The organism is Herbaspirillum sp. CAH-3, from assembly GCF_009668275.1.
Taxonomy (GTDB): Bacteria; Pseudomonadota; Gammaproteobacteria; order Burkholderiales; family Burkholderiaceae_D; genus Herbaspirillum; species Herbaspirillum aquaticum.
In genome coordinates this window covers 19,923-41,176 of the sequence record NZ_VSWE01000017.1, presented here as the reverse complement: position 1 = coordinate 41,176, position 21,254 = coordinate 19,923, and the positions used below count along the sequence as shown (strand labels likewise).

At 63.6% G+C, this 21,254-nt stretch carries 20 protein-coding genes and 2 tRNA genes; 7 read left to right on the top strand and 15 right to left on the bottom strand.

Annotated features, from left to right (window positions below; translation table 11 throughout):
• Position 1 precedes the first annotated feature (1 nt).
• The gene (locus FYB76_RS21090; protein WP_088757004.1) at positions 2-1,342 is read right to left on the bottom strand and encodes an MFS transporter; all 1,341 of its coding nucleotides are present in this window, start codon (positions 1,340-1,342) and stop codon (positions 2-4) included.
• 332 nt (positions 1,343-1,674) lie between these two features.
• Here FYB76_RS21090 and FYB76_RS21085 point away from each other — a divergent pair, with 332 nt between their 5' ends.
• Positions 1,675-2,733, top strand: a complete 1,059-nt coding sequence (locus FYB76_RS21085) for a permease (RefSeq protein ID WP_088757005.1) — start codon at positions 1,675-1,677, stop codon at positions 2,731-2,733.
• A gap of 6 nt (positions 2,734-2,739) precedes the next feature.
• Here FYB76_RS21085 and mnmH read toward each other — a convergent pair whose 3' ends face one another.
• The 7 genes from mnmH to FYB76_RS21050 form a co-directional block, all read right to left on the bottom strand.
• Entirely contained in the window at positions 2,740-3,831 is a 1,092-nt protein-coding gene (mnmH, locus tag FYB76_RS21080) for a tRNA 2-selenouridine(34) synthase MnmH (RefSeq protein WP_154134941.1), read from the bottom strand.
• Positions 3,831-4,865 carry a selenide, water dikinase SelD gene (gene selD / locus FYB76_RS21075; protein ID WP_154134940.1) on the bottom strand — a complete coding sequence of 345 codons (1,035 nt, stop codon included), beginning with the start codon at positions 4,863-4,865 and terminating at the stop codon, positions 3,831-3,833. The genes mnmH and selD overlap by 1 nt, the downstream gene beginning before the upstream one ends.
• 91 nt (positions 4,866-4,956) lie before the next feature.
• Positions 4,957-5,358 (bottom strand): hypothetical protein, encoded by a 402-nt coding sequence (locus tag FYB76_RS21070; RefSeq protein ID WP_154134939.1) that lies wholly within the window; start codon positions 5,356-5,358, stop codon positions 4,957-4,959.
• Complete coding sequence (locus FYB76_RS21065; protein WP_008330388.1) at positions 5,345-5,926, bottom strand: nucleotidyltransferase domain-containing protein; 582 nt, start codon at positions 5,924-5,926, stop codon at positions 5,345-5,347. Before FYB76_RS21065 ends, FYB76_RS21070 begins: the two co-directional genes overlap by 14 nt.
• A 113-nt stretch (positions 5,927-6,039) precedes the next feature.
• Positions 6,040-6,115, bottom strand: a tRNA-Asn gene (locus FYB76_RS21060).
• Between the two features lie 180 nt (positions 6,116-6,295).
• Positions 6,296-6,371, bottom strand: a tRNA-Asn gene (locus FYB76_RS21055).
• A gap of 128 nt (positions 6,372-6,499) precedes the next feature.
• Positions 6,500-7,717, bottom strand: a complete 1,218-nt coding sequence (locus FYB76_RS21050) for an amino acid aminotransferase (RefSeq protein WP_008330389.1) — start codon at positions 7,715-7,717, stop codon at positions 6,500-6,502.
• 433 nt (positions 7,718-8,150) lie between these two features.
• Between FYB76_RS21050 and uvrB the strand changes: the two genes are divergently transcribed.
• Both uvrB and FYB76_RS21040 read left to right on the top strand, forming a co-directional pair.
• On the top strand, positions 8,151-10,232 hold the full coding sequence (gene uvrB, locus FYB76_RS21045) for an excinuclease ABC subunit UvrB (RefSeq protein ID WP_154134938.1): 2,082 nt from the start codon (positions 8,151-8,153) through the stop codon (positions 10,230-10,232).
• Between the two features lie 76 nt (positions 10,233-10,308).
• Complete coding sequence (locus FYB76_RS21040) at positions 10,309-11,106, top strand: uracil-DNA glycosylase (RefSeq protein ID WP_154134937.1); 798 nt, start codon at positions 10,309-10,311, stop codon at positions 11,104-11,106.
• Between the two features lie 36 nt (positions 11,107-11,142).
• On the opposite strand, the gene FYB76_RS21035 is transcribed toward FYB76_RS21040, so the two are convergent.
• Positions 11,143-13,155 carry a methyl-accepting chemotaxis protein gene (locus FYB76_RS21035; protein ID WP_154134936.1) on the bottom strand — a complete coding sequence of 671 codons (2,013 nt, stop codon included), beginning with the start codon at positions 13,153-13,155 and terminating at the stop codon, positions 11,143-11,145.
• A gap of 498 nt (positions 13,156-13,653) precedes the next feature.
• Positions 13,654-13,908 (bottom strand): hypothetical protein, encoded by a 255-nt coding sequence (locus FYB76_RS21030; RefSeq protein WP_088757012.1) that lies wholly within the window; start codon positions 13,906-13,908, stop codon positions 13,654-13,656.
• 103 nt (positions 13,909-14,011) lie between these two features.
• Here FYB76_RS21030 and FYB76_RS21025 point away from each other — a divergent pair, with 103 nt between their 5' ends.
• Complete coding sequence (locus FYB76_RS21025) at positions 14,012-14,950, top strand: LysR substrate-binding domain-containing protein (RefSeq protein WP_154134935.1); 939 nt, start codon at positions 14,012-14,014, stop codon at positions 14,948-14,950.
• Positions 14,951-14,995: 45 nt separating this feature from the next.
• On the opposite strand, the gene FYB76_RS21020 is transcribed toward FYB76_RS21025, so the two are convergent.
• From FYB76_RS21020 to FYB76_RS27010, 5 genes are all read right to left on the bottom strand, one after another.
• Positions 14,996-15,313, bottom strand: a complete 318-nt coding sequence (locus tag FYB76_RS21020) for a putative quinol monooxygenase (protein WP_039784852.1) — start codon at positions 15,311-15,313, stop codon at positions 14,996-14,998.
• An 80-nt stretch (positions 15,314-15,393) separates the two neighbouring features.
• On the bottom strand, positions 15,394-16,326 hold the full coding sequence (locus FYB76_RS21015; RefSeq protein WP_088757014.1) for a metal ABC transporter substrate-binding protein: 933 nt from the start codon (positions 16,324-16,326) through the stop codon (positions 15,394-15,396).
• Positions 16,327-16,395: 69 nt separating this feature from the next.
• Positions 16,396-17,283, bottom strand: coding sequence for a metal ABC transporter permease (locus tag FYB76_RS21010; protein WP_088757015.1), 888 nt, complete (start codon positions 17,281-17,283; stop codon positions 16,396-16,398).
• On the bottom strand, positions 17,280-18,110 hold the full coding sequence (gene aztA, locus FYB76_RS21005) for a zinc ABC transporter ATP-binding protein AztA (protein ID WP_088757016.1): 831 nt from the start codon (positions 18,108-18,110) through the stop codon (positions 17,280-17,282). Before aztA ends, FYB76_RS21010 begins: the two co-directional genes overlap by 4 nt.
• Position 18,111: 1 nt before the next feature.
• Entirely contained in the window at positions 18,112-18,243 is a 132-nt protein-coding gene (locus tag FYB76_RS27010; RefSeq protein ID WP_255475328.1) for a hypothetical protein, read from the bottom strand.
• A 287-nt stretch (positions 18,244-18,530) separates the two neighbouring features.
• Here FYB76_RS27010 and FYB76_RS21000 point away from each other — a divergent pair, with 287 nt between their 5' ends.
• From FYB76_RS21000 to FYB76_RS20990, 3 genes are all read left to right on the top strand, one after another.
• Positions 18,531-19,124, top strand: a complete 594-nt coding sequence (locus FYB76_RS21000; protein WP_088757017.1) for a DUF2796 domain-containing protein — start codon at positions 18,531-18,533, stop codon at positions 19,122-19,124.
• 122 nt (positions 19,125-19,246) lie between these two features.
• Positions 19,247-19,981: an ABC transporter ATP-binding protein gene (locus FYB76_RS20995; protein WP_154134934.1), complete on the top strand. Its 735-nt coding sequence runs from the start codon at positions 19,247-19,249 to the stop codon at positions 19,979-19,981.
• Positions 19,978-21,246: an FtsX-like permease family protein gene (locus tag FYB76_RS20990; protein WP_088757019.1), complete on the top strand. Its 1,269-nt coding sequence runs from the start codon at positions 19,978-19,980 to the stop codon at positions 21,244-21,246. Before FYB76_RS20995 ends, FYB76_RS20990 begins: the two co-directional genes overlap by 4 nt.
• The last annotated feature ends 8 nt before the right edge of the window (positions 21,247-21,254 follow it).

Here is a 21,254-nt window from a genome sequence, read left to right as displayed (position 1 = left end):
ATCAGGCGTCCTTGAGTTCGACGCGCTTGATTTCCTTGACGATGACAAGATAGCTGATCACGGTCACCAGCGCATTGATGCCCACGAAGACCAGGGCACCGGAGAAGGAACCGGTTTCCTTGACGATGTAGCCGATCACGATGGGAGTGGTGATACCGGCCACATTGCCGAACATGTTGAAGAGACCACCGGAGAGGCCCACGATCTGCTTGGGCGCGGTATCGGCCACCACCGCCCAGCCCAGCGCGCCCACGCCCTTGCCGAAGAAGGCCAGCGCCATGATGCCCACCACCATCCACTGCGCGTCGACGTAATTGCACAGGATCATGGTCATCGACAGCAGCATGCCGCCCACGATGGGGATCTTGCGCGACCAGGTGACCGACATGCCGCTCTTGATGAGACGGTCCGAGATCAGGCCGCCGACCACGCCTCCGATGAAGCCGCACACCGCCGGGATCGAGGCCACGAAACCGGCCTTGAGAATGGACATGCCACGCTCCTGCACCAGGTACACCGGGAACCAGGTCAGGAAGAAATAGGTGATCACGTTGATGCAGTACTGGCCGATGTAGACGCCCAGCAGCATGCGGTTGGACAGCAGCTGGCGGATGTAGCCTTTGCCCTTGGTGGAAGGTGCGGCGACCTTCTTGTTGTCCATGTCGACCAGGCCGCCCCCGGATTCGATATGCTGCAGTTCAGCCGCGTTGATGCGCGGATGATCCTTGGGGCTGTAGATGATCTTGCCCCAGACCATGGCCAGCAGGATGCCGACCACGCCCATGACGGTAAACACATGGTGCCAGCTGTAGGTATGCACGATCCAGGCCATCAGCGGCGTGAAGATCACGGCGGCGAAATACTGCGCCGAATTGAAGATGGCCGAGGCCGTGCCGCGTTCCTTGGTCGGGAACCAGGCCGCAACGATGCGGCCATTGGCCGGGAAGGACGGCGCTTCAGCCAGGCCCACCATGAAGCGCAGCAGGAACAGCGCGATCACGGCTGCGCCCGTGCTCATCCAGGTCACACCGGCCTGCAGGAAAGTGAAGAAAGACCACAGGGCGATGCTCCACATGTAGATCTTCTTGGAGCCGAAGCGGTCCAGCAGCCAGCCACCCGGCAGCTGCGCCAGCACATAGGCCCAGCTGAAGGCCGAGAAGATGTAGCCCATGGTGACCGGATCCAGCGACAGCTCGGTCTTCATGGCCGAACCGGCGATGGACAGCGTGGCACGGTCAGCGTAGTTGACGGTGGTGACGACGAACAGCAGGAACAGGATCAGGTAGCGGATATGGGTCGGCTTGCCGGCCGCCGCGCCGCTGGGGGTGTTGCTTTGCGCCAATTGGTTTCTCCAGGTCTCTCGCCATCCGCTCCGCCAGCCTGCCCCGGAAGCGCCGCCGCAGGAACGCGGACGGAGTGGCGTCAGGACTTGCCGGAGGTGTCTCTTGGCGTATTGTTGTGTGTTGAGGTGATTGTTATAAGACGTCATACAACAGCAAGCGCAGTATAACAGGACGCGAAGCGGACGCAAGCGGTGAATGTGAAGGAATCTGCACTTCAGGCTGGTTCCGGCGCGGCCAGGTTGTCTGACATGTCCCTCTGGCGCACTGACGAAGTGGCGCGGCGCAGGTATGATGCGCGCACTCTCCTACTCCGTGACCACCCGATATCCCCATGACATTCTCTTCCTCCGCCTCGCGCGGCTCTTCTGCCTGGCTCAAGCCGCTGCTGTTCGTCCTGGTGGCGGCCATCGGCCTCTACTATGTGAAGTGGTCGCCCTACTACCTGAAATCCTTCGTGGCCGCCGACAAGCACAGCATTGGCGGCTCCATCCTGGCCAATGCACCCACCGCGCCCTGGTCGGCTGCGCTGGAATATGCCACGGTCTACTTCCTGGCCATCTGGAAAGCCGCCGTGCTGGGCGTGCTGCTCGGCTCGCTGGTGCAGGTGCTGGTGCCGCGCGACTGGCTGCTGCGGGTGTTCGGCCGCGCCGGCCTCGGCTCGACCCTGCGCGGCGGCCTGTTCGCCTTGCCGGGCATGATGTGCAGTTGCTGCGCCGCGCCGGTGGTGGCGGGCATGCGCCGCCAGCAAGTGTCGGTCGGTGCCGCCCTGGCCTTCTGGATCGCCAACCCGGTACTCAATCCGGCCACGCTGGTGTTCATGGGCTTCGTGCTGGGATGGGATTTTGCCGTGCTGCGTTTGCTGGCGGGCGTGCTGCTGGTCGTGGGCGTCTCGCTGATCGCACAACGGGTGGCACAGACGGAAACCCTGCCACAGGCTGCTTTGGACGCAGTGGCTGCCGCCGAATATGAACCGATGGATGATGGCCGACATTTCCTGGTGCGCTGGGGCAGCAAGCTGTGGCAACTGTTCTGGACCACGGCACCGGTCTACATCGTGGTGGTGCTGGCACTGGGTGCGGCACGTGTGTGGCTGTTCCCGCAGGTCGATGCCAGCATGGGCAACAGCCTGCTGTGGATCGTGGCCCTGGCGGTGGTGGGGACGCTCTTCGTGATCCCGACGGCGGCCGAGATCCCCATCGTGCAATCCATGCTCTCGCTGGGCATGGGCGTGGGTCCGGCCGTGGCGTTGCTGATGACCCTGCCCAGCATCAGCTTGCCTTCGTTGCTGATGCTGCGCACATCCTTCACACCGCGCGTGCTCATGACCGTCACGCTGCTGACCATGCTCGTCGGGGCGGTCAGTGGGCTGGTGGCGGTGGTGTTGCTGTAAATTGATTCAGGGCCGGTACTGTCGCAGGAAGCTGACCACCTCGGTCTGCTGCCCTGCGAACAGCAGGCGGGAGCGCTTGGACTCCCGCTGGAAGGCATAGATGGGATCGTAGTATTCCGCCAGCAAGGCATCGATCCAGGCACGGTGCAAGTCGACCACGCCGTCTTTCTCCTGGCGCGCCAGCGCCGTTTCCATCATCTGCAGCAGGCGGCGGTAGCGCTGGTCGCCCAGGCGCTTGACCAGCTTGCCCAGGGCAGCCAGCAGATGGGCGCGATAGCGTTCAAAACCGTGGCGCGGATCCAGCGCCACGTACTCCTCGCACAAGCCACTGACGTAATCGCGCAGGATGCGCTCCACGCGCCCTTCCCGGCTGTCTTCCAGCCATACCATGGGCAGGCTCTGCATGCGCTGGTGCAAGGCCAGCGGCAAGGCGCAGGCACCGATGAGGCGGCTCTCGTCTTCCAGCGCAAACCATTGATGGCCTTGCGCCTGCAATTTAATGAGGGCAATGGCCAGGCGGTGCTCGAAGTCGATGGGCGCAGGCTGCGGGCTGGCGCGCTTGCCGAAGCTGGAGCCGCGATGATTGGCGTAGGCTTCCAGGTCCAGCGCGTTGTCGAGCTGCAGCAGCACGTCGGTCTTGCCGCATCCGGTCATGCCGCCCACCACCACGAAAGCGCAGTCTGCCAAGGCCTGGTCGATGGCTTCCATCAGGAAGTGGCGCAGCGCCTTGTAGCCGCCAGCCACGCGGGGATAGGCAATGCCGGCCTCGCTCTTCAACCACTGCTGGGTGATCTGCGAGCGCAGGCCGCCGCGGAAGCAATACAGGCAGCCTTCCGGATGCGCCCGTGCGAACTCGGCCCAGGCCGCAATGCGTTCTTCCTTCACCGATCCGCTGACCAGTTGATGACCCAGTTCGATGGCGGACTGCTGGCCCTGTTCCTTGTAGCGCAGGCCGACCTGATGACGCTCGCTGTCATTCATCAGCGGCAGGTTCACGGCCGTCGGGAACGCCCCCTTGCCGAACTCCACCGGCGCCCGCGCATCCAGCATGGGCGTATCGGCGAGGAAGAGCGCGCGGCTGGGCTGCAGATCGGCCATCAAAGCACCTCGACCGCGTAGCGCTGTCGTTCCACCAGTTCGCCGATGGGCGCCAGTTCCAGTCCGAGGGCGGCGGCGGTGGCGAGGAATTCCGGATTGGCTTCCGGCCGCACCGCCACCAGCAGGCCGCCGCTGGTCTGGGGATCGCACAGCAGGTTCTTCTGGGCTTCGCTGAGCGGACTGATCTTGCTGCCATAGCTCTCGAAATTGCGCCCGGTGCCGCCCGGCACGCAGCCTTCGGCCAGGTAATAAGGCACGCCCGGCAGGCTCGGCACCAGCGCGTGCTGGATGCGTGCGCTCACGCCGCTGCCTTCGCACATTTCCACCAGATGGCCCAGCAGGCCGAAGCCGGTCACATCGGTCATCGCAGCCACGCCCGCCAGCTTGCCGAAGCGGCTGCCGGGCTGGTTGAGCTGGCACATCCAGTCGCGCGCCGTGCCAACATCTTCAGGGCGCAGCTTGCCCTTCTTTTCTGCGGTGGTGAGGATGCCGATGCCCAGCGGCTTGGTGATGTACAACAGGCAGCCGGCGCTGGCGGTGTCGTTGCGCTTCATGTGGCGCTTCTCCACCACACCGGTCACGGCCAGGCCGAAGATGGGTTCCGGGGCATCGATGGAATGGCCACCGGCCAGCGGAATGCCAGCCGCATCGCAGGCCGCGCGGCCACCGCGCACCACTTCGCGCGCCACCTCCGGCGGCAGCACGTTGACCGGCCAGCCGAGGATGGCGATGGCCATGAGCGGATCACCGCCCATGGCGTAGATGTCGCTGATGGCATTGGTGGCGGCAATGCGGCCGAAGTCGAAGGGATCATCGACGATGGGCATGAAGAAATCGGTGGTGGAGACCACGCCGCGCTCTTCATCGATGGCATAGACGGCCGCATCATCGCGGGAGGCATTGCCGACCCAGAGTTTGGGATCGAGATGCTGGGCGCCGCTGCCGGCCAGGATGACGTCGAGCACCTGCGGCGAAATCTTGCAGCCGCAACCGGCGCCATGGCTGTATTGGGTCAGACGAATGGGGTCGCTCATGGGAAAGTCCTGGCTGGTCGGGGGGATGCCGATTCTAGCAGCGATTGCGGCGCCGGGATGAGCCCATGCCTCTGAATGGGCAGCCAGTCAATCACGACAGGCGTTCCAGCACCTCTGCGCAGCGAATCACTTGCAGGCCGAGATCTTCAGTCACCTCGTCACTGCCCTCGTATTCAAAGCCATTGCGAACATCATGCGCCCGTGCGAGCAAGCGCCAGACGTCGGGACCGACCTCCAGCGTGTGAGGCAGGCACTGGAACACCACATAGCGGCTGGCGGGCCGGAAACCCTGGCGCCGCAAGGCGGCCAGCGAGAACGCATACGCCGCGCTGTAGCCGAGGAGGAAACGGCCGGATATTGAAAGTCCTGGTGCCGAGGCATCTTTGAGCCGATCCCGGCCACTTTGGAGATGGGTATCGATTTCGGCCGCCGAAGGAGGCTCCGGCTTCAGTTGCCCCAACCTGAGGAGATTTTCAAGCTCATTGTGCCCCATCCTGTGCTCCGATCAATTCGATTTTCGGACCAGCCATCACGGAAACCAGAAAATGATTCCGTGCCGCGATCTTTTTCCGGAATTCAGCGGGGCGATACACCGTCAGGGAAATCTTCCTGCCCAGTCTTGCCTCCAGCGCCACCAGCTCGGGGTAGAGATCGGCACTGCCAAGGTCATCCGCCAGCACCAGCAAATCAATGTCACTGGCCGCCGTATCCAAACCCTTGGCAACCGACCCATACAAGAAGGCGCGCTCGATGCGTTCCGAAAAAGGCAGCAGCATAGCCTTGATGGTGTCGGCCACGCCAAAGGTCTTGCGAATAATGGCGCTCAGTTCCGAAAAAATTGGAGAGTCCGGATTGGGCTTGTAGAGCAAGACGCGCCCCACCTCTTCCCGCAGCAACAGCCCGGCCTCGGTCAATTTGCCAAGCTCGCGCTGAGCCGATGCAGAACTGATGCCGGTGCGGCTCATCAGTGCGCGCAGGTGCATCCCTTCCGGCCGCAGGAACAGCTGGCCGAGAATGGCTTGGATGGATTTGGAGAAAAGGGCGTCACTGAGGGTGCTCATGCGCTCAATTCTAGCTCAATTGCGCTAAATTTGAGCACAAGCAAACAGAGGTGATGCCTGGCAGGGCCAAAAACAAAAAAGCCCCGCAAGAAACTTGCGAGGCTTTCGTATTCTGGCTCCCCGACCTGGACTCGAACCAGGGACCTGCGGATTAACAGTCCGTCGCTCTACCGACTGAGCTATCAGGGATCAATTGAGGGCGCGATTATGAACGATTTTTTTCAGATTTACCAGAGTGGAAAACGAAAATTTTTTACATCGTTCTGCATCGTGGCGGCATAGCCCTGCCGCCCTTCGTGAGAGACCAACACACCAGCCTCACACTAATTGAAAAGGCCCCGCAATTGCTTGCGAGGCCTTCGCATTCTTTGGCTCCCCGACCTGGACTCGAACCAGGGACCTGCGGATTAACAGTCCGTCGCTCTACCGACTGAGCTATCAGGGAACAGCTGAGAAAAAGATTATGACGCGATTTTTACTTCATGTCAAAACTTTTTTCAGGGAAAGGCGCATTTTTTCATAGGAGAAAACGCCCTGCGCGACCCCATCCGCAGACGGGGCCGTGCATGCCAGTTACAGCACCTTGGCGATGGCGTCGACCACCACGTCGATGTTCTTGGTGTTGAGCGCAGCCACGCAGATGCGGCCGGTGTCGACGGCGTAGATCGAGAACTCGTTGCGCAGGCGTTCCACCTGGGCCTTGGTCAGGCCGGAGTAGGAGAACATGCCGCGTTGCTTGATGACGAAATCGAAGTCATGGCCAGGCGCCTTTTCCTTCAGCTTGGCCACCAGCAGCTGGCGCATTTCGCGGATGCGCACGCGCATCTCGGCCAGTTCGTCTTCCCACAGCTTGCGCAGTTCGGGCGATGCCAGGGCGGTTGCGACCACCTGGCCACCGTGGATCGGCGGGTTGGAGTAGTTGGTACGCACCACGCGCTTGAGTTGCGACAGCACGCGGGCAGCTTCTTCGGCGCTGGCGGCAGCGATGGACAATGCGCCCACGCGTTCGCCATACAGCGAGAAGGACTTGGAGAACGAGTTCGACACGAACAGCGGGCCGCCCGCTTCAGCGAAGCGGCGCACCACCTGGCCGTCTTCGGCGATGCCGTCGCCAAAGCCCTGGTAGGCCATGTCCAGGAAGGGAACCAGGCCGCGCGAGGTCACCACTTCAATGACTTGCGTCCACTGGTCGTCGGTCAGGTCGGCGCCGGTCGGGTTGTGGCAGCAGGCGTGCAGCAGCACGACCGAGCCGGTCTTCATGGTCTTCAAGGCTTCCAGCATGCCGGCGAAGTTCACGCCACGGGTGGCCGGGTCATAGTACGGATAGGCGTTGACCTTGAAGCCGGCCATCTCGAACAGGGCGCGGTGGTTTTCCCAGCTCGGGTCGCTGATCCAGACTTCGGTACCGGCCGGCGAGAAGTGCTTGAGGAAGTCGGCACCCAGCTTCAGCGCGCCAGTGCCGCCCAGGGCTTGCACGGTGATCGCACGCTTCTCGGTCACCACGGCGCTGCCGGCGCCGAAGACCAGCTCCTGCACCGCGCGGTCATAGGTGGCCAGGCCGTCGATGGGCAGGTAGGTACGCGGGGCCAGCTTGGCTGCCAGTTCCGCCTCGGCTTTCTTCACGCATTCCAGCAGGGGGACCTTGCCGTTGTCGTCGTAGTACACGCCCACGCCCAGGTTGGTCTTGGCCGGATTCTGGTCGGCGTTGTAGGCTTCGGTCACGCCCAGGATGGGGTCGCGCGGCGCCATTTCGATGGCGGAAAACAGGGAGGCGGAGACAGGTGCGTTCATCGTGATAACATGAAAAGTTAGCTGCAACAAAGCGCTGCAGAAGGAAATGGGTGCACAGGGAGAGATTCGGATGTGCACCTTTTTGCAACACTGCATTCTAACAAATGTGGATGGCCAATCACAGACACAGACAGGCCCAATTGCCTGCTGAATCTGCATGACACCATGTTCTATCGACATAACCCCGATCTGCACCCGTCCCGCGCCAGGCCGCCCCACCCAGTGGATGAGCTGGCTGCTGACGCGGCTTTGCGTCCGGTTTTGCCGGCTGGACAGGCGCAGATTGTGTCTTGAACTTCAGCATCCCGACAGCATTTGATGAATATTCACGCCTCCACCTTGCCTGTGTGCAACACCCCGCTTGCGGGCGTTGCCGGTTCTTCCTGCACCGTGGCGGCTCACCGGAACCCGCGCGACAAAGGCAACCCAGACCATGGCTGAACTGACCCCCATCAATACCGAGCTGGACGAGAGCAAGTTCGTCACCTTCCCCGACTCGCCCTTCAAGCTCTACCAGGTGTTTCCCCCGGCGGGCGACCAGCCGGCAGCCATCGACAAGCTGGTCGAGGGCGTTCACGACGGCCTGTTCTACCAGACCCTGCTGGGCGTGACCGGCTCGGGCAAGACCTACACCATGGCCAACACGATTGCCCGCCTGGGCCGACCGGCCATCGTGTTTGCCCCCAACAAGACACTGGCGGCACAGCTCTACAGCGAGTTCCGCGAGTTCTTCCCGCACAATGCGGTGGAATATTTCGTCAGCTACTACGACTACTACCAGCCCGAAGCCTACGTCCCCCAGCGCGACCTGTTCATCGAGAAGGATTCATCGATCAACGAGCACATCGAGCAGATGCGCCTGTCCTGCACCAAGTCGCTGATGGAACGGCGCGACGTGGTGATCGTGGCGACCGTCTCGGCCATCTACGGTATCGGTAACCCGAATGAATACCACCAGATGATCCTGACCCTGCGCGCCAAGGACAAGGTCTCGCAGCGCGACGTCATCGCCCGCCTGATCCAGATGCAGTACACCCGCAACGAAGTGGACTTCGGGCGCGGCACCTTCCGCGTGCGCGGCGACACGATCGATGTATTCCCAGCCGAACACGCCGAACTGGCCGTGCGCATCGAGACCTTCGACGACGAGATCGACAGCCTGCAACTGTTCGATCCGCTGACGGGCCGCGTGCGCCAGAAGATCCCGCGCTTCACCATCTATCCCGGTTCGCACTACGTGACGCCACGCTCGACCGTACTGCGCGCCATCGAAACCATCAAGGAAGAACTGGCCGAGCGCCTGGAATTCTTCCGCAAGGAAAACAAGCTCATCGAAGAACAGCGACTGGAACAGCGCACCCGCTTCGACATCGAGATGATGACCGAGATCGGCTTCACCAAAGGCATCGAAAACTATTCGCGCCATCTCTCCGGCGCCAAGCCGGGCGACCCGCCGCCAACGCTGGTGGATTACCTGCCCAAGGACGCCATCATGTTCCTGGACGAATCACACGTGCTGATCGGCCAGTTGAACGGCATGTACAACGGTGACCGCGCGCGCAAGGTGAACCTGGTGGACTACGGCTTCCGCCTGCCCTCGGCGCTGGACAACCGGCCGCTGAAGTTCGACGAATTTGAAAAGAAGATGCGCCAGACCATCTTCGTTTCGGCCACGCCGGCGGACTATGAAAACACCCATGCCGACCAGGTGGTGGAACAGGTGGTGCGCCCGACCGGCCTGGTGGACCCCATCATCGCCGTGCGTCCGGCCACCACGCAGGTGGATGACCTGATGCAGGAGATCCACGACCGCATCGCCAAGGACGAGCGCGTGCTGGTGACTACGCTGACCAAGCGCATGGCCGAGCAGCTGACCGAATTCCTCTCCGACAACGGCATCAAGGTGCGCTACCTGCACAGCGACATCGATACGGTCGAGCGCGTGGAAATCATCCGCGACCTGCGTCTCGGCACCTTCGATGTGGTGGTCGGCATCAACCTGCTGCGCGAGGGCCTGGACATTCCCGAGGTCTCGCTGGTGGCCATCCTGGATGCGGACAAGGAAGGCTTCCTGCGTTCCGAGCGCAGCCTGATCCAGACCATCGGCCGCGCCGCCCGCAACTTGAACGGCATGGCCATCCTCTATGGCGATGTGGTAACCGATTCCATGCACAAGGCCATCGGCGAGACCGAGCGCCGCCGCGCCAAGCAGCTGGCCTTCAATGCCGCCAATGGCATCGTGCCGACCGGTATCAAGAAGGAGATCCGCGAACTCATCGACGGCATCTTCAACCCGGCCCAGGCGCGCACCGAAATGATGGTGGCCGAGGAGAAGCGCAACTACGAATCCATGAGCGAGAAGCAAATCAGCAAGGAAATCAAGCGCCTGGAAAAGCAGATGCAGGAACACGCCAAGAACCTGGAGTTCGAAAAGGCAGCCGCGGCGCGCGACCAGCTGCAATTGCTCAAGCAGCAGCTCTTCGGCGCATCAGGCAGCGATTCGGCGGTGGCCTGATCCTGCGGGGAAGCCGGTCGGGCGGTATACAATGCTGCCACTTCATTGAACCGGCCGTGCCTCCCCTTCACTTTCCATGTCTTCCGTTGCCCCCCTCCCCGCTGCCCTGCTGGACCTGATCCATACCGCCCATCCCTCCTGGCATGCCGCCCTGCGCGCCGGCCTGCAGGCGATCCATCAAGCCGATCCCGCTTATCTGCCCACCCTGGCGCAGGACGATTACCTGCCCACCGAAGGCCGTCTGTTTGCTGCCTTCACCCAGCCCATGGACGCGGTGCGCTACGTGCTGATCGGCGAGGGCCCCTATCCGCGCGCGGCCAGTGCTACCGGCGTGTGCTTCATGGATGGCGCAGTGGGTTCGCTGTGGTCGGAAAAGGGCTTGTCCAAGCAGGTCAATCGCGCCACCTCGCTGCGCAATTTCATGAAGATGCTGCTGGTGGCCGAGGGCGCGCTGCAGGCGGGCCAGACCAGTGGCGATGCGCTGGCCGGTATCGCGGCGCAGGCCCAGGCGGATGTGGAAGGCAGCATCCAGACCCTGGCCGACCTGCAGGACAACCTGACTGCGCAAGGCTTCCTGCTACTGAATGCCAGCCTGGTGTTCCGCAGCCATGTGGCACCGGTCAAGGATGCCAAGGGCTGGAAACCCTTCTTTGAAACGGTATTGCGCGCCCTGGCCGAGCATGGCCAGGCACAGGACAAGTCCCTTCCCACGCTGGTGCTGTGGGGGAAGATCGCCGAGCAGCTGAGCGGACTGCCGCTGGTGGCGCAATTCCCGCGCGCGGTGGCCGAACATCCCTACAATCTCAGCTTCATCGAGCACAGCGGCATGCAGCAATTGTTTGCGCCCATGCAGCTGCTCAAGAAGCGGGCCTGAGGCGGCCCGCCTCGTTTTCCTCGCTCAGAACCTCGCTCAGAACTCTTCCCAGTCGTCGCCACCGCTGCTCTTGGGCGGCGCCTTCGGGGCGGCTTTGGGCGCGGCAGGCGCAGCCGCTTCGGCCGGTAGCGCCGGCTTGCTGGCGGGCTTGGCCTTCAGCGGCGCCGGCTTGGGCGTGATGTTGACCGGTGCCGGACGTGCTGCTGCAGCCGGCGGCGGGGCCGCATGATGAACCGGCGGCGTGATCGGAGCGCCGCCACCGCTTTCATCGAGCTTGAAGCCCGCCACCACCGCGGCCAGATGAGCTGCTTGCTCCTGCAGGGATTTGGCCGCGGCGGCCGCCTCTTCCACCAGCGCGGCGTTCTGCTGGGTCGCCTCATCCATCAGGGTCACGGCATTACCCACTTCGGTGATGCCGGCACTCTGCTCCTGGCTGGCTGAACTGATCTCACCCACGATGTCGGTCACGCGGCGCACGCTGGAGACCACTTCATCCATGGTCGAACCGGCCTGGGCCACCAGCTGGCTGCCCGCTTCCACCTTCTGTACCGAATCATCGATCAACTGCTTGATCTCCTTGGCGGCCGTGGCCGAACGCTGTGCCAGGGAACGCACTTCGGAGGCCACCACCGCAAACCCGCGTCCCTGCTCACCGGCTCGCGCCGCTTCCACTGCGGCGTTCAAGGCCAGGATATTGGTCTGGAAGGCGATGCCATCGATGACGCTGATGATGTCGACGATCTTGCGGGAGGACTCATTGATGGAGCTCATGGTGCTGACCACCTGGCCCACCACGGTACCGCCATGCACCGCCACATCCGAGGCCGACACCGCCAACTGGTTGGCCTGGCGCGCGTTGTCGGCGTTTTGCTTCACGGTGGAGGTGAGTTCTTCCATCGCCGATGCGGTCTCTTCCAGCGAACCGGCCTGCTGTTCGGTGCGTGCGGACAGGTCCATGTTGCCGCTGGCGATCTCGCTGGAAGAAACTTTCACGGACTCGCTGGCGCGCCGGATATCGAGCAAGGTGCGCGAGATCTTGTCGGCAAAGTGATTGAAGGCGCGCGATATCTGCGCCAGTTCATCCTTGCCGCTGGTGTCGAGCCGGCGCGTCAGGTCACCGTCACCCGAGGCGATTTCTTCCATGGCATTGCGCACCACGCCCAGGCGGCGCAGCAGGCGCGTGATGGTGTAGCTCAGCAGCAATGCCGCCGCGACGATGGCCACCACGGCCAGGATCACCGCCAGCGCCATCAGCGCCCCAACCGCATGCGTGGCCTCCCGATAATCCAGCGCCACCACCAGCGACCAGTCGGTGTTGTCGATGGGTTGCGTAAAGAGCAGATAGGGGACGCCGCCGATGGTCGCGCTGCCGCCCTGCTTCATCCCGGCCAGCGTGGCGGCGGAGAGATTCTGGTCCAGCGCCGACACCGGCTTCAAGGCCAGCTCCTTGTTGGGATGGGTGATGATGAGTCCATCCTTGCCGACGATGAAGGCAAAGCTGGATGGCGTGGGCTTGATGCCGGCCACGGTGCGCACCACGTTGTCCAGCTGCACGTCCGAACCCAGCACTGCCTGCAGGGTCCCCTTGTCGCTGACCGGCTCGGCGAAGGTCACCACCAGCTTGCCGGTGGTGGCGTCCACATAGGGGGCGGTGAGCACCGGCTTGCCGGCATCGACCGCCTGCTTGTACCAGGGCCGTGCGGTCGGATCGTAACCGGCCGGCATCGGGTGCAGGGCCAGCATGCGTTTGTCGGGATAGCCGATGTAGGCGTCGTCGAAGGAACCGGCCTCCTGGGCCGCCGCCACGATGGGCAGGACATCGCTTTGCTTCAAGGCCTGCTTCATGGCGCCGGTGATGATGCGCTTGCTGCGCACCCACTCGGTGATGTTGGCAGCGTAGCTTTCGGTGAGCTGGCGGGTCTGGGTGGAGATGCCCTCCAGCGTATCGCTGCGGACGGTGTAGATGTTGGCGCCACTGAGAACGATCATGGCTACCGCCACGATCAGTACGCATATGACGATCAGCCGGGCACGAAGTGAAGACAACATGGCGAACTCCCCTGTAAGAAGCAAAGACGCGAAACCTGCACGAACGGCAACATGTTTTATTTCCCCGACAACAAATATAGCAGCGCTGCACTACCGTGCGATGTCATTTTTGTTAAGAGGATCAAGAGGAAACTGACCAGGGAGGCAAGCGGGCATGGCTTTTCAGACATCGTGCCCGTAAACGGCAAATCCCCGCGACAGCGGGGATGAGGTGTTCAACGCAGCGTGCGCCTGGCCATGTTGGGGGCGCTGTCGGCCATGAGGCCGCCGTTGCGGGTGATACGGGCAATACAGGTACTGCGGGGCGTGACGGGTCAAGCAGGTGATGCGTCGGGCAGGGTCTGCCTCTGTGGGCGACTGCTGGCTGCCTGCTGCGGCCCCGAACGCGCGGAGCCGGTCTCTTCATCATCGTTCTTCAGGCGCATCGGGCCTGGTCCTGCCGGGTACTGCGGTACTTCAGTGCTGCGGGTGCTGCCATCAAGCAGGCCGCATCGGCATTCAGATCTGCGATTGCAGCTTCCAGACAGCGTGCAGGTGGCTGTGGTCCAGCTGGCGCAGGCGCACTTCCATTTCGAAATGGTCGGTCACGCCTTCGAAGTAGGCAGCATCATGCAGGTCGGTGGCATCGTTGCGCACGGGCTTCAAGGCGTGGGCGGCGATGACTTGCTGGACAGCAAACTTTGCCAGTTCCACCAGGGAGCGCAAATTGTTAGAAAAACCGGCATCTTTTGCAAATATACTGACGTTGTTCACGATGAATTCCTTCTGTTTGACGTTTGGGTGATTGAAGAATAAGGTCGCCCCTGCCTTTTGCAAAGCAACATTTTCCGTCACCTCTATAAGTTTTTCTTACAGCATGTCTTCATCCTTACCCCCGCTCAAGGCCCTCAAGGTGTTCGAAGCGGCAGTCCGGACGCGGAGTCTGACGCTGGCAGCCCATGAACTTTTCATCACCCATAGTGCGGTCAGCCAGCAGATCAAAACGCTGGAGGAGTATTTCGAACAACCGTTGTTTTTACGCCAGTCGCGTGGCGTGGAACCCACGGAAGCGGCCCTGGCCTTCTATGCCGAGGTCAAGGCCAGCCTGGACCGCATTGCGCTGGCGGCCGAACAGCTGTCCCTGGCCGGCAAGAGCCGCGTGGTGCGCCTCATCGCCGCCCCCTCGGTGGCAATGCGCTGGCTGATTCCGCGCCTGTCGCAGTTCCAGATCGACAACCCCCGTATCGAGGTGCGGGTCACCACCACCATGTCGGAGTATTTCGAGGATGTGAAGGATCCTTTCGACGTCATCATCTGGCGCAGCCCGCTGGAGCGCAGCGGCTATGACTGCGTGCGCTTCCTGGATGACGTGTCGGTACCGCTGGCTTCGCCGCACTTCCTGGAGACGCACCCGATCCGGGTGCCGCGCGATTTCGTGGAGGTGCCGCTGATCCACCTTTCCAGCCGTTCAGCGGCGTGGTCGCAGTGGCTGGGCAAGGCCGGGGTGGCGGTGCGGCGCAAGATGCCGGGGACGGTCTATGAACATTCCTTCCTGAGCCTGCAAGCGGCGGCCACTGACCAGGGGGTGGGCATGGGCACGCTGGCGCTGGTCGATGACGATCTGGCCGCAGGCCGGCTGGTGCGGCTGTTTCCGGAGGTCGTGCTGCACGGGGAGGGTTACCACATGCTCTATCGCAGCAGCGCCGACACCAATCCGGCACTGAAGACCTTCATCACGTGGTTGAAGCAGATGGGCCAGGCATCTTCATTCGATCCGCAACAGACCTGGCCGGCGGATTTTCCTGGCGAATATTGAGGGAGTCCGTCCCCGCGCCGGGCACGGGGACGACAGCGGCGAGGATCAGTCCGCAGACTTGAGCACATGCACCTTGCGGTCCGCGATCAAATCCTTGGACTTCTCGCGGTAGTCGGTCATGTGCGGCAGGGTGAAGTGCAGTTTCAGCGCTTCTTCGTCCTTCCACTTCTCGACGAAGGCGAAGGTATCCGGCCCCAGGGGGGCCTGGTTCGGGCCGAAGCCATCCACATCCACCACCAGTCCATACTCGATGCAGCCTTCCTCGGCGCGCACGGCAGCCAGGTTGGCGCGCGCGATGGCCAGCAGCGCTTCGCGCTGGCCGGGCTTGGCGGTGATGATGGCGACGACGGTAACGGTGCTCATGCGGGAATTCTCCTATGCAAGGTGACAGGCACCGCCAGGGCGACGGTGCGGGGCCACCAGCATACGCGATTTGTCCGCCCTCAGTTCAGACGGATCTTTTCCAGCAATTGCGTGATGTTGTAGCGCATCAGCGAGAGGTAGTCCGCAGCCGGGCCGTCCGCCTTGGACAGCGCATCGGCATACAGCTTGCCGCCTGCTGCCGTGCCGGATTCGCGGGCGATCTGCTGCAGCAGCTTGGGGTTGCTCATGTTCTCGAAGAACAGGGCCTTGATCTTCTCGCTGCGGATCTGGCGAATCAGCGCAGCCACATCACGGGCACTGGGTTCGCTATCGGTCGACACACCCTGCGCGGCCAGGAAGCGCACCTTGTAGCGGGCACCGAAGTATTCGAAGGCGTCATGCGAGGTGATGACCTTGCGCTTGGCATCCGGGATCTGGCTGAACTGGCGTGCAGCCCAGGCGTCCAGGTCCTGCAGCTTGGCGACATAGGCCTCGCCATTCTTGCGGTAGACCTCCGCACCCGCCGGGTCCAGCTTGGCCAGGGCGGTGACGATGTTGCGGGTGTAGACGATCACGTTCTGCGGGTCCTGCCAGGCGTGCGGATCGTCCTTGCCGTGATGTTCATGTCCTGCACCGTGGGCGTGATCGTCCTCGTCTTCACCCACGCGCTCGCGCGCCTTGATGCCGGCCGAGGCCACCACGATGGGGCCGCGGTAATTGGCCGACTGCGCCAGGCGCTCCATCCAGCCTTCGAAACCGAGGCCATTGACCACGATCAGCTTGGCACGCGAGACGGCCTTGATGTCATCCGGGGCCGGCTGGAAGACGTGCGCATCTTCATCCGGGCCGACCAGGGTAGAGACGGCGATGCGCTCGCCGCCGACATTGGCGACGACGTCGCCCAGGATGCTGAAGCTGGCCAGCACGGGAATGCGCTCGGCAGCGGACGCCGGCAGGCTCGCCGCCACGGCCAGGGCCGCCAGCAGCGCAGAGAGGGGACGAAACAGTTTCATGGACACTCCGGGGAAAGAGAAGCAGAAGAAAGCGGCAATAAACAGCAATAGACGGGGGAAAGTGAAGCCTCAGGCCTGCAGGTGCGGTCGCCGCAACAGGCGCGGCAGCCAGCCGCGCGGGGCCAACAGCAGCGAGGCGGCATACAGCACCCCCGCGCAGACGATGATGACGGGGCCGGACGGCACCGAGGCGTAATACGAGATCAGCAGCCCCGCATACCCGGCCAGCGCGGCCTGCAACACGCTGTTGCACAACTGTGCCGGCAAGGTGTCGTGCCACAGCCGCGCCGAGACCGCCGGCAGCATCATCAGGCCGACCGCCATCAGCGTGCCCAGGGTCTGGAAGGAGGCCACCAGGTTCATCACCACCAGCATCAGGAACACCTGCTGGTAGATCGCCCCGCCGCTGCGTCCGCCGCCCACGGCCATGTAGGAAGGATCGAAACTCTCCAGCAGCAGTCCGCGATAGAGCGCGGCGATGCCCAGTACGCTGGCGCTGGCCACACCGGCGATGAGCACCAGGCCTTCGCTGTCCACGCCCAGCACGTTGCCGAAGAGGATATGCAGCAGGTCGAGCTGGGTGCCGTGGCGCGAAATCAGGATCACGCCCAGCGCCAGCGCCACCACGTAGATGGCGGCCAGGCTGGCATCTTCCTTCAGTTCGGTATGGCGGCTGATCCAGCCGGCCACGGCCACCACCAGTACCCCGGCGGCGAATCCGCCGATGGACAGCGCCGGCAGCGACAGGCCGAAGAAGATGAAACCTACGGCCACGCCCGGCAGCACGGCGTGGCTCAAGGCCTCACCGAACAGGCTCATGCGGCGCAGGGTCAAGAGCACGCCCAGCGGGGCACTGCCCAGCGCCAGGGCAAAGGCAGCCACCAGTGCGCGGCGCATGAAGGAAAATTCCAGGAACGGCGCAATCGCCAGGCTCTGCAAGGTCGAGAGTGCGCTCATGCCCGGCCTCCCGGGGTGGCGGCATGGTGCGTGTGGGAATGCCCATGTGAATGTTCATGCTCATGCGCCCGCGACAAGGCCAGCACCTCCGCCTCGCTCACTTCGCACACGCCGGCGTGCTCATCAACTGCCTCGGCCATGGCCCGGGCGCGCTGCAGGTTCTCTTCGCACATGACCTCGGCAGTCTCGCCCCAGGCCACCACGTTGCGCGCCAGCAGCAAGGTCTGCGGGAAGGCGCGGCGCACCTGGTCGTGGTCGTGCAGCACCGCGATCACGGTACGGCGTTCCGCATGCCAGGCCGAGATGATGCGCAACAGGTCGCCGGTGGTGCGGGCGTCGATGGCATTGAAGGGCTCATCGAGCAGGATCACCTCGGCATCCTGCAGCAGGATGCGGGCAAACAGCACGCGCTGGAACTGCCCCACCGAGAGGCTGGAGACCGGACGCCCGGCAAAACCGTCCAGCCCCACGGCCGCCAGTGCCTGCACCGCACGCTGGCGCATGGCAGCGTCAATGCCGCCCCAGTTGCCCTTGGCCTGCCAGTAACCCAGTTGCACGCAGTCGATCACCGTGATGGGGAAGCTGCGGTCAATCTCGGCCTGCTGCGGCAGGTAGGCGATGCGGCGCGCATCCACATGGGTATGCACGCGCCCGTCATTGCAGCGGACCAGCCCCAGCATGGTCTTGAGCAAAGTGCTTTTGCCCGCCCCGTTGGGGCCGACGATGGCCGTCAGCGAACCGCGCGCAAAGGCGCCATTGACGTGGTGCAGGGCCGGATGGCGGCGATAGCTGACGGTGAGGTTGTCCAGCGAGATGGCAGCATCCATGTCAGCCCTCCCCCAAAGCCCAGTGCACGCCCAGCCACAACAGCAGGATCACGGGCGCAACGGCCAGCACACGCTGCCACCAGGGGCTGGCGAGCACGCCTTGCTTCAACAGGAATCGAGAGAGAAACGACACGGCAGGCAATCTGAGAAGAAGCAACCCGGACACCGGACAGCGCGGCCAGCCGGGCTGGCAAGAGCGCTTGCCCGTTGGCGCAACCAAGTTGCAGAAACAGGAAAAGCAGGCATTATAATGCAACCCTGTTGCAGAATGTAACAACACTGCAAATCTGTCCGTGGTCCGGGGCACAATGCGGCTCTCACGGCGGATTTTCTGCCCTGGTTTGCTGTCTGTATCCTTGCGTTGCCGGTTTGCCGCCCCCTTGAACTCCCTTTACAACAAGCACAAGAAAGAAGCCGCCCATGTTCCGATTCCGTCCATCGTTGCGCCTGATTCCTCTCGTCCTGCTGTCCGTTGCCAGCCTGCCTGCGCTGGCCGCCGATGAAGGCCATGACCATCATGGCAACCACCCCGCGCACGTGCACGGCGTGGGCAAACTGGACGTGGCCCTGGAAGGCAACACCCTGACCCTGCACCTGGACAGCCCGCTCATCAACCTGGTGGGCTTCGAGCACGCTGCCAGCAGCGGCAAGGACAAGGACACCGTGCGCGCCGCCGTCAAGAACCTGCGCGAGGTCAACCGCATGTTCGCCACCGATGCGGCCGCCCAGTGCAAGCCGGCCGAAGTGCAACTGGAGTCGGCCGTGCTGACACCGGCCCTGCTGGGTGAAAAGACGCCCGCCAGCAGCGCGCCGGCGCCGAACGACGGCCATGCCGACCTCGACGGCGATTTCACCCTGGTCTGCGCCAGCCCCGGCGCGCTCAATACGGTGGATGTGAGCGGCCTGTTTGCCGCCTTCCCCGGCTTCCAGCGCATCGACGTACAACTGGCCACGCCCAAGAAGCAAGGCGCGGTGCAACTGGTGCCGGGCAGCGCCCTGATCCCGCTGAACTGATGTTCCGATCCGCCGGGGCCACGCGCCCTGGCGAGGCAAGTCAGGCCAATGACAGGCGCAGGCGCTATGATCGGCCGTGCTGCCCTGCTTCGGCGCCTTCCGCGCTTTTCCTTCATGTTGTCATGACTCTTCCTGAACGCCCCTCCCCGGCCGCCGCCATTGCCATGCGCGAGCTGCGCTTCACCTGGCCCGGCCAGACGCACCCGGCACTGGCCTTGCCGCATTTCCAGGTCGCTGCTGGTGAACATGTTTTCGTCAGCGGCCCCAGCGGCAGCGGCAAGAGCACGCTGCTGGCGGCCATCGGCGGCATCGTCGTGCCGCAGGCCGGCACCGTGGAAGTCCTCGGCCAGCCCCTGCACAGCCTCTCTGCAGCGCGGCGGGATCGCTTCCGGGTGGATCACATCGGTTTCATCTTCCAGCAGTTCAACCTGCTGCCTTATCTTTCCATCCTCGACAACGTGCTGCTGCCGTGCCAGTTCTCGACTTACCGCAGGCAGCGCGCCGGCCAGCAAGGGGGCGATCTCAAGGACGTCGCGCAATCCCTGCTGGCGGCGCTGGATCTGGCGCCGCCCTTGTGGACGCGTCCCGTGACCCAGCTCTCCATCGGCCAGCAGCAACGCGTGGCCGCTGCACGCTCGCTGATCGGCCGCCCGGAAATCATCGTCGCCGATGAACCGACCTCGGCCCTGGACAGCGACCGCCAGCAAGCCTTCCTCAACCTGTTGCAGCGCGAATGCGCGCAGAGCGGCGCGGCGCTGGTCTTCGTCAGCCACGACCAGCGCCTGGCCGAGCGTTTCGACCGCCGCATCGCGCTGGAGCAGCTGAACCAGGCTGCCCGCCCCGAGGAGGCCGCATGAAGCTGCTCCTACGCCTGGCCGCGCGCAGCGCCTGGAACCGGCGCTTCACGCTGGGCCTGATGTTGCTGGCCATTGCCCTGTCTACTACCATGCTGCTGGGGATCGAACGGGTGCGCCATGAGGTGCGGGCCGGATTCTCGCAATCGGTCTCCGGCACGGACCTGGTGGTCGGTGCACGCACCAGTCCGATCCAGCTGATGCTGTACGCCATCTTCCGCATCGGCGGCGCCACCAACAACATGGGCTGGGACAGTGCCCAGGCCCTGGCGCGCAATCCGGCGGTAGCCTGGACCATCCCGATCTCCCTGGGTGATTCGCATCGCGGCTTCCCGGTGCTGGCCACCAATGGCGATTACTTCACCCATTTCCGCTACGGCAGCGGCCAGTCGCTCAAGCTGGCCCAGGGCCAGCCTTTTGCCGGTGTCTTCGATGCCGTGCTGGGGGCCGACGTGGCCGACAAACTGCACTATCACCTTGGTGATGTCATCGTGCTGGCCCACGGCATGGGCGGCATGGGCCTGACCCAGCATGCCGACAAACCCTTCAAGGTAGTCGGCATCCTGGAGCGCACCGGCACTCCGGTGGACCGCACGGTACACATCGGGCTGGACGGCATGCAGGCCATCCACCTGGACTGGGAAGGCGGCGCCCCCTTGCCGGGAGTGCATATCCCGGCCGAATTCGTGAAGAAATTCAACCTGACGCCCACCAGCATTACCGCCGTCCTGGTGGGATTGAAGAGCCGCGCCCGCGTCTTCGCCGTGCAGCGCGCCATTGCCGATGGCGATGGCTTCAAGGAGCCCTTGATGGCCGTGCTGCCGGGCGTAGCGCTGGATCAGCTGTGGGACGTGGTCGGCATCGGCGAGAACGCCTTGCTGGTGGTCTCGGGCATGGTAGTGGTGGTCGGACTGGCCGGGCTGGTGGCGGCCATCCTGGCCAGCCTGGGCGAACGGCGGCGTGAGCTGGCCATCCTGCGCTCGGTCGGTGCGCGTCCGCTGGATGTGCTCTGGCTGCTGTGCGTGGAAGGATTGGGCGTGATGCTGTGCGGCGTGCTGGCGGGGCTGTTGCTGCTCAGCGCCCTGGCCTGGGCCTTGGGACCGATGCTGGCCGCGCAGTTCGGCATCGCCTTGCACGCCACGTGGCCAGCCGCAGGCGAATTACAATTGCTGCTCTGGACCGTGCTGGCCGGGCTGGTGGCCAGCCTCTTGCCGGCCTGGCGCGCGTACCGCCTGAGCCTGTCGGACGGCCTGACCCCAAGAATCTGATCTGATTT

Coding starts and splice junctions, on each gene's coding strand:
- FYB76_RS21085 (WP_088757005.1), top strand. CDS start 1,675: ATGACATTCTCTTCCTCCGCCTCGCGCGGCTCTTCTGCCTGGCTCAAG.
- mnmH (WP_154134941.1), bottom strand. CDS start 3,831: ATGGCCGATCTGCAGCCCAGCCGCGCGCTCTTCCTCGCCGATACGCCC.
- selD (WP_154134940.1), bottom strand. CDS start 4,865: ATGAGCGACCCCATTCGTCTGACCCAATACAGCCATGGCGCCGGTTGC.
- FYB76_RS21070 (WP_154134939.1), bottom strand. CDS start 5,358: ATGGGGCACAATGAGCTTGAAAATCTCCTCAGGTTGGGGCAACTGAAG.
- FYB76_RS21065 (WP_008330388.1), bottom strand. CDS start 5,926: ATGAGCACCCTCAGTGACGCCCTTTTCTCCAAATCCATCCAAGCCATT.
- FYB76_RS21050 (WP_008330389.1), bottom strand. CDS start 7,717: ATGAACGCACCTGTCTCCGCCTCCCTGTTTTCCGCCATCGAAATGGCG.
- uvrB (WP_154134938.1), top strand. CDS start 8,151: ATGGCTGAACTGACCCCCATCAATACCGAGCTGGACGAGAGCAAGTTC.
- FYB76_RS21040 (WP_154134937.1), top strand. CDS start 10,309: ATGTCTTCCGTTGCCCCCCTCCCCGCTGCCCTGCTGGACCTGATCCAT.
- FYB76_RS21035 (WP_154134936.1), bottom strand. CDS start 13,155: ATGTTGTCTTCACTTCGTGCCCGGCTGATCGTCATATGCGTACTGATC.
- FYB76_RS21025 (WP_154134935.1), top strand. CDS start 14,012: ATGTCTTCATCCTTACCCCCGCTCAAGGCCCTCAAGGTGTTCGAAGCG.
- FYB76_RS21020 (WP_039784852.1), bottom strand. CDS start 15,313: ATGAGCACCGTTACCGTCGTCGCCATCATCACCGCCAAGCCCGGCCAG.
- FYB76_RS21015 (WP_088757014.1), bottom strand. CDS start 16,326: ATGAAACTGTTTCGTCCCCTCTCTGCGCTGCTGGCGGCCCTGGCCGTG.
- FYB76_RS21010 (WP_088757015.1), bottom strand. CDS start 17,283: ATGAGCGCACTCTCGACCTTGCAGAGCCTGGCGATTGCGCCGTTCCTG.
- aztA (WP_088757016.1), bottom strand. CDS start 18,110: ATGGATGCTGCCATCTCGCTGGACAACCTCACCGTCAGCTATCGCCGC.
- FYB76_RS21000 (WP_088757017.1), top strand. CDS start 18,531: ATGTTCCGATTCCGTCCATCGTTGCGCCTGATTCCTCTCGTCCTGCTG.
- FYB76_RS20995 (WP_154134934.1), top strand. CDS start 19,247: ATGACTCTTCCTGAACGCCCCTCCCCGGCCGCCGCCATTGCCATGCGC.
- FYB76_RS20990 (WP_088757019.1), top strand. CDS start 19,978: ATGAAGCTGCTCCTACGCCTGGCCGCGCGCAGCGCCTGGAACCGGCGC.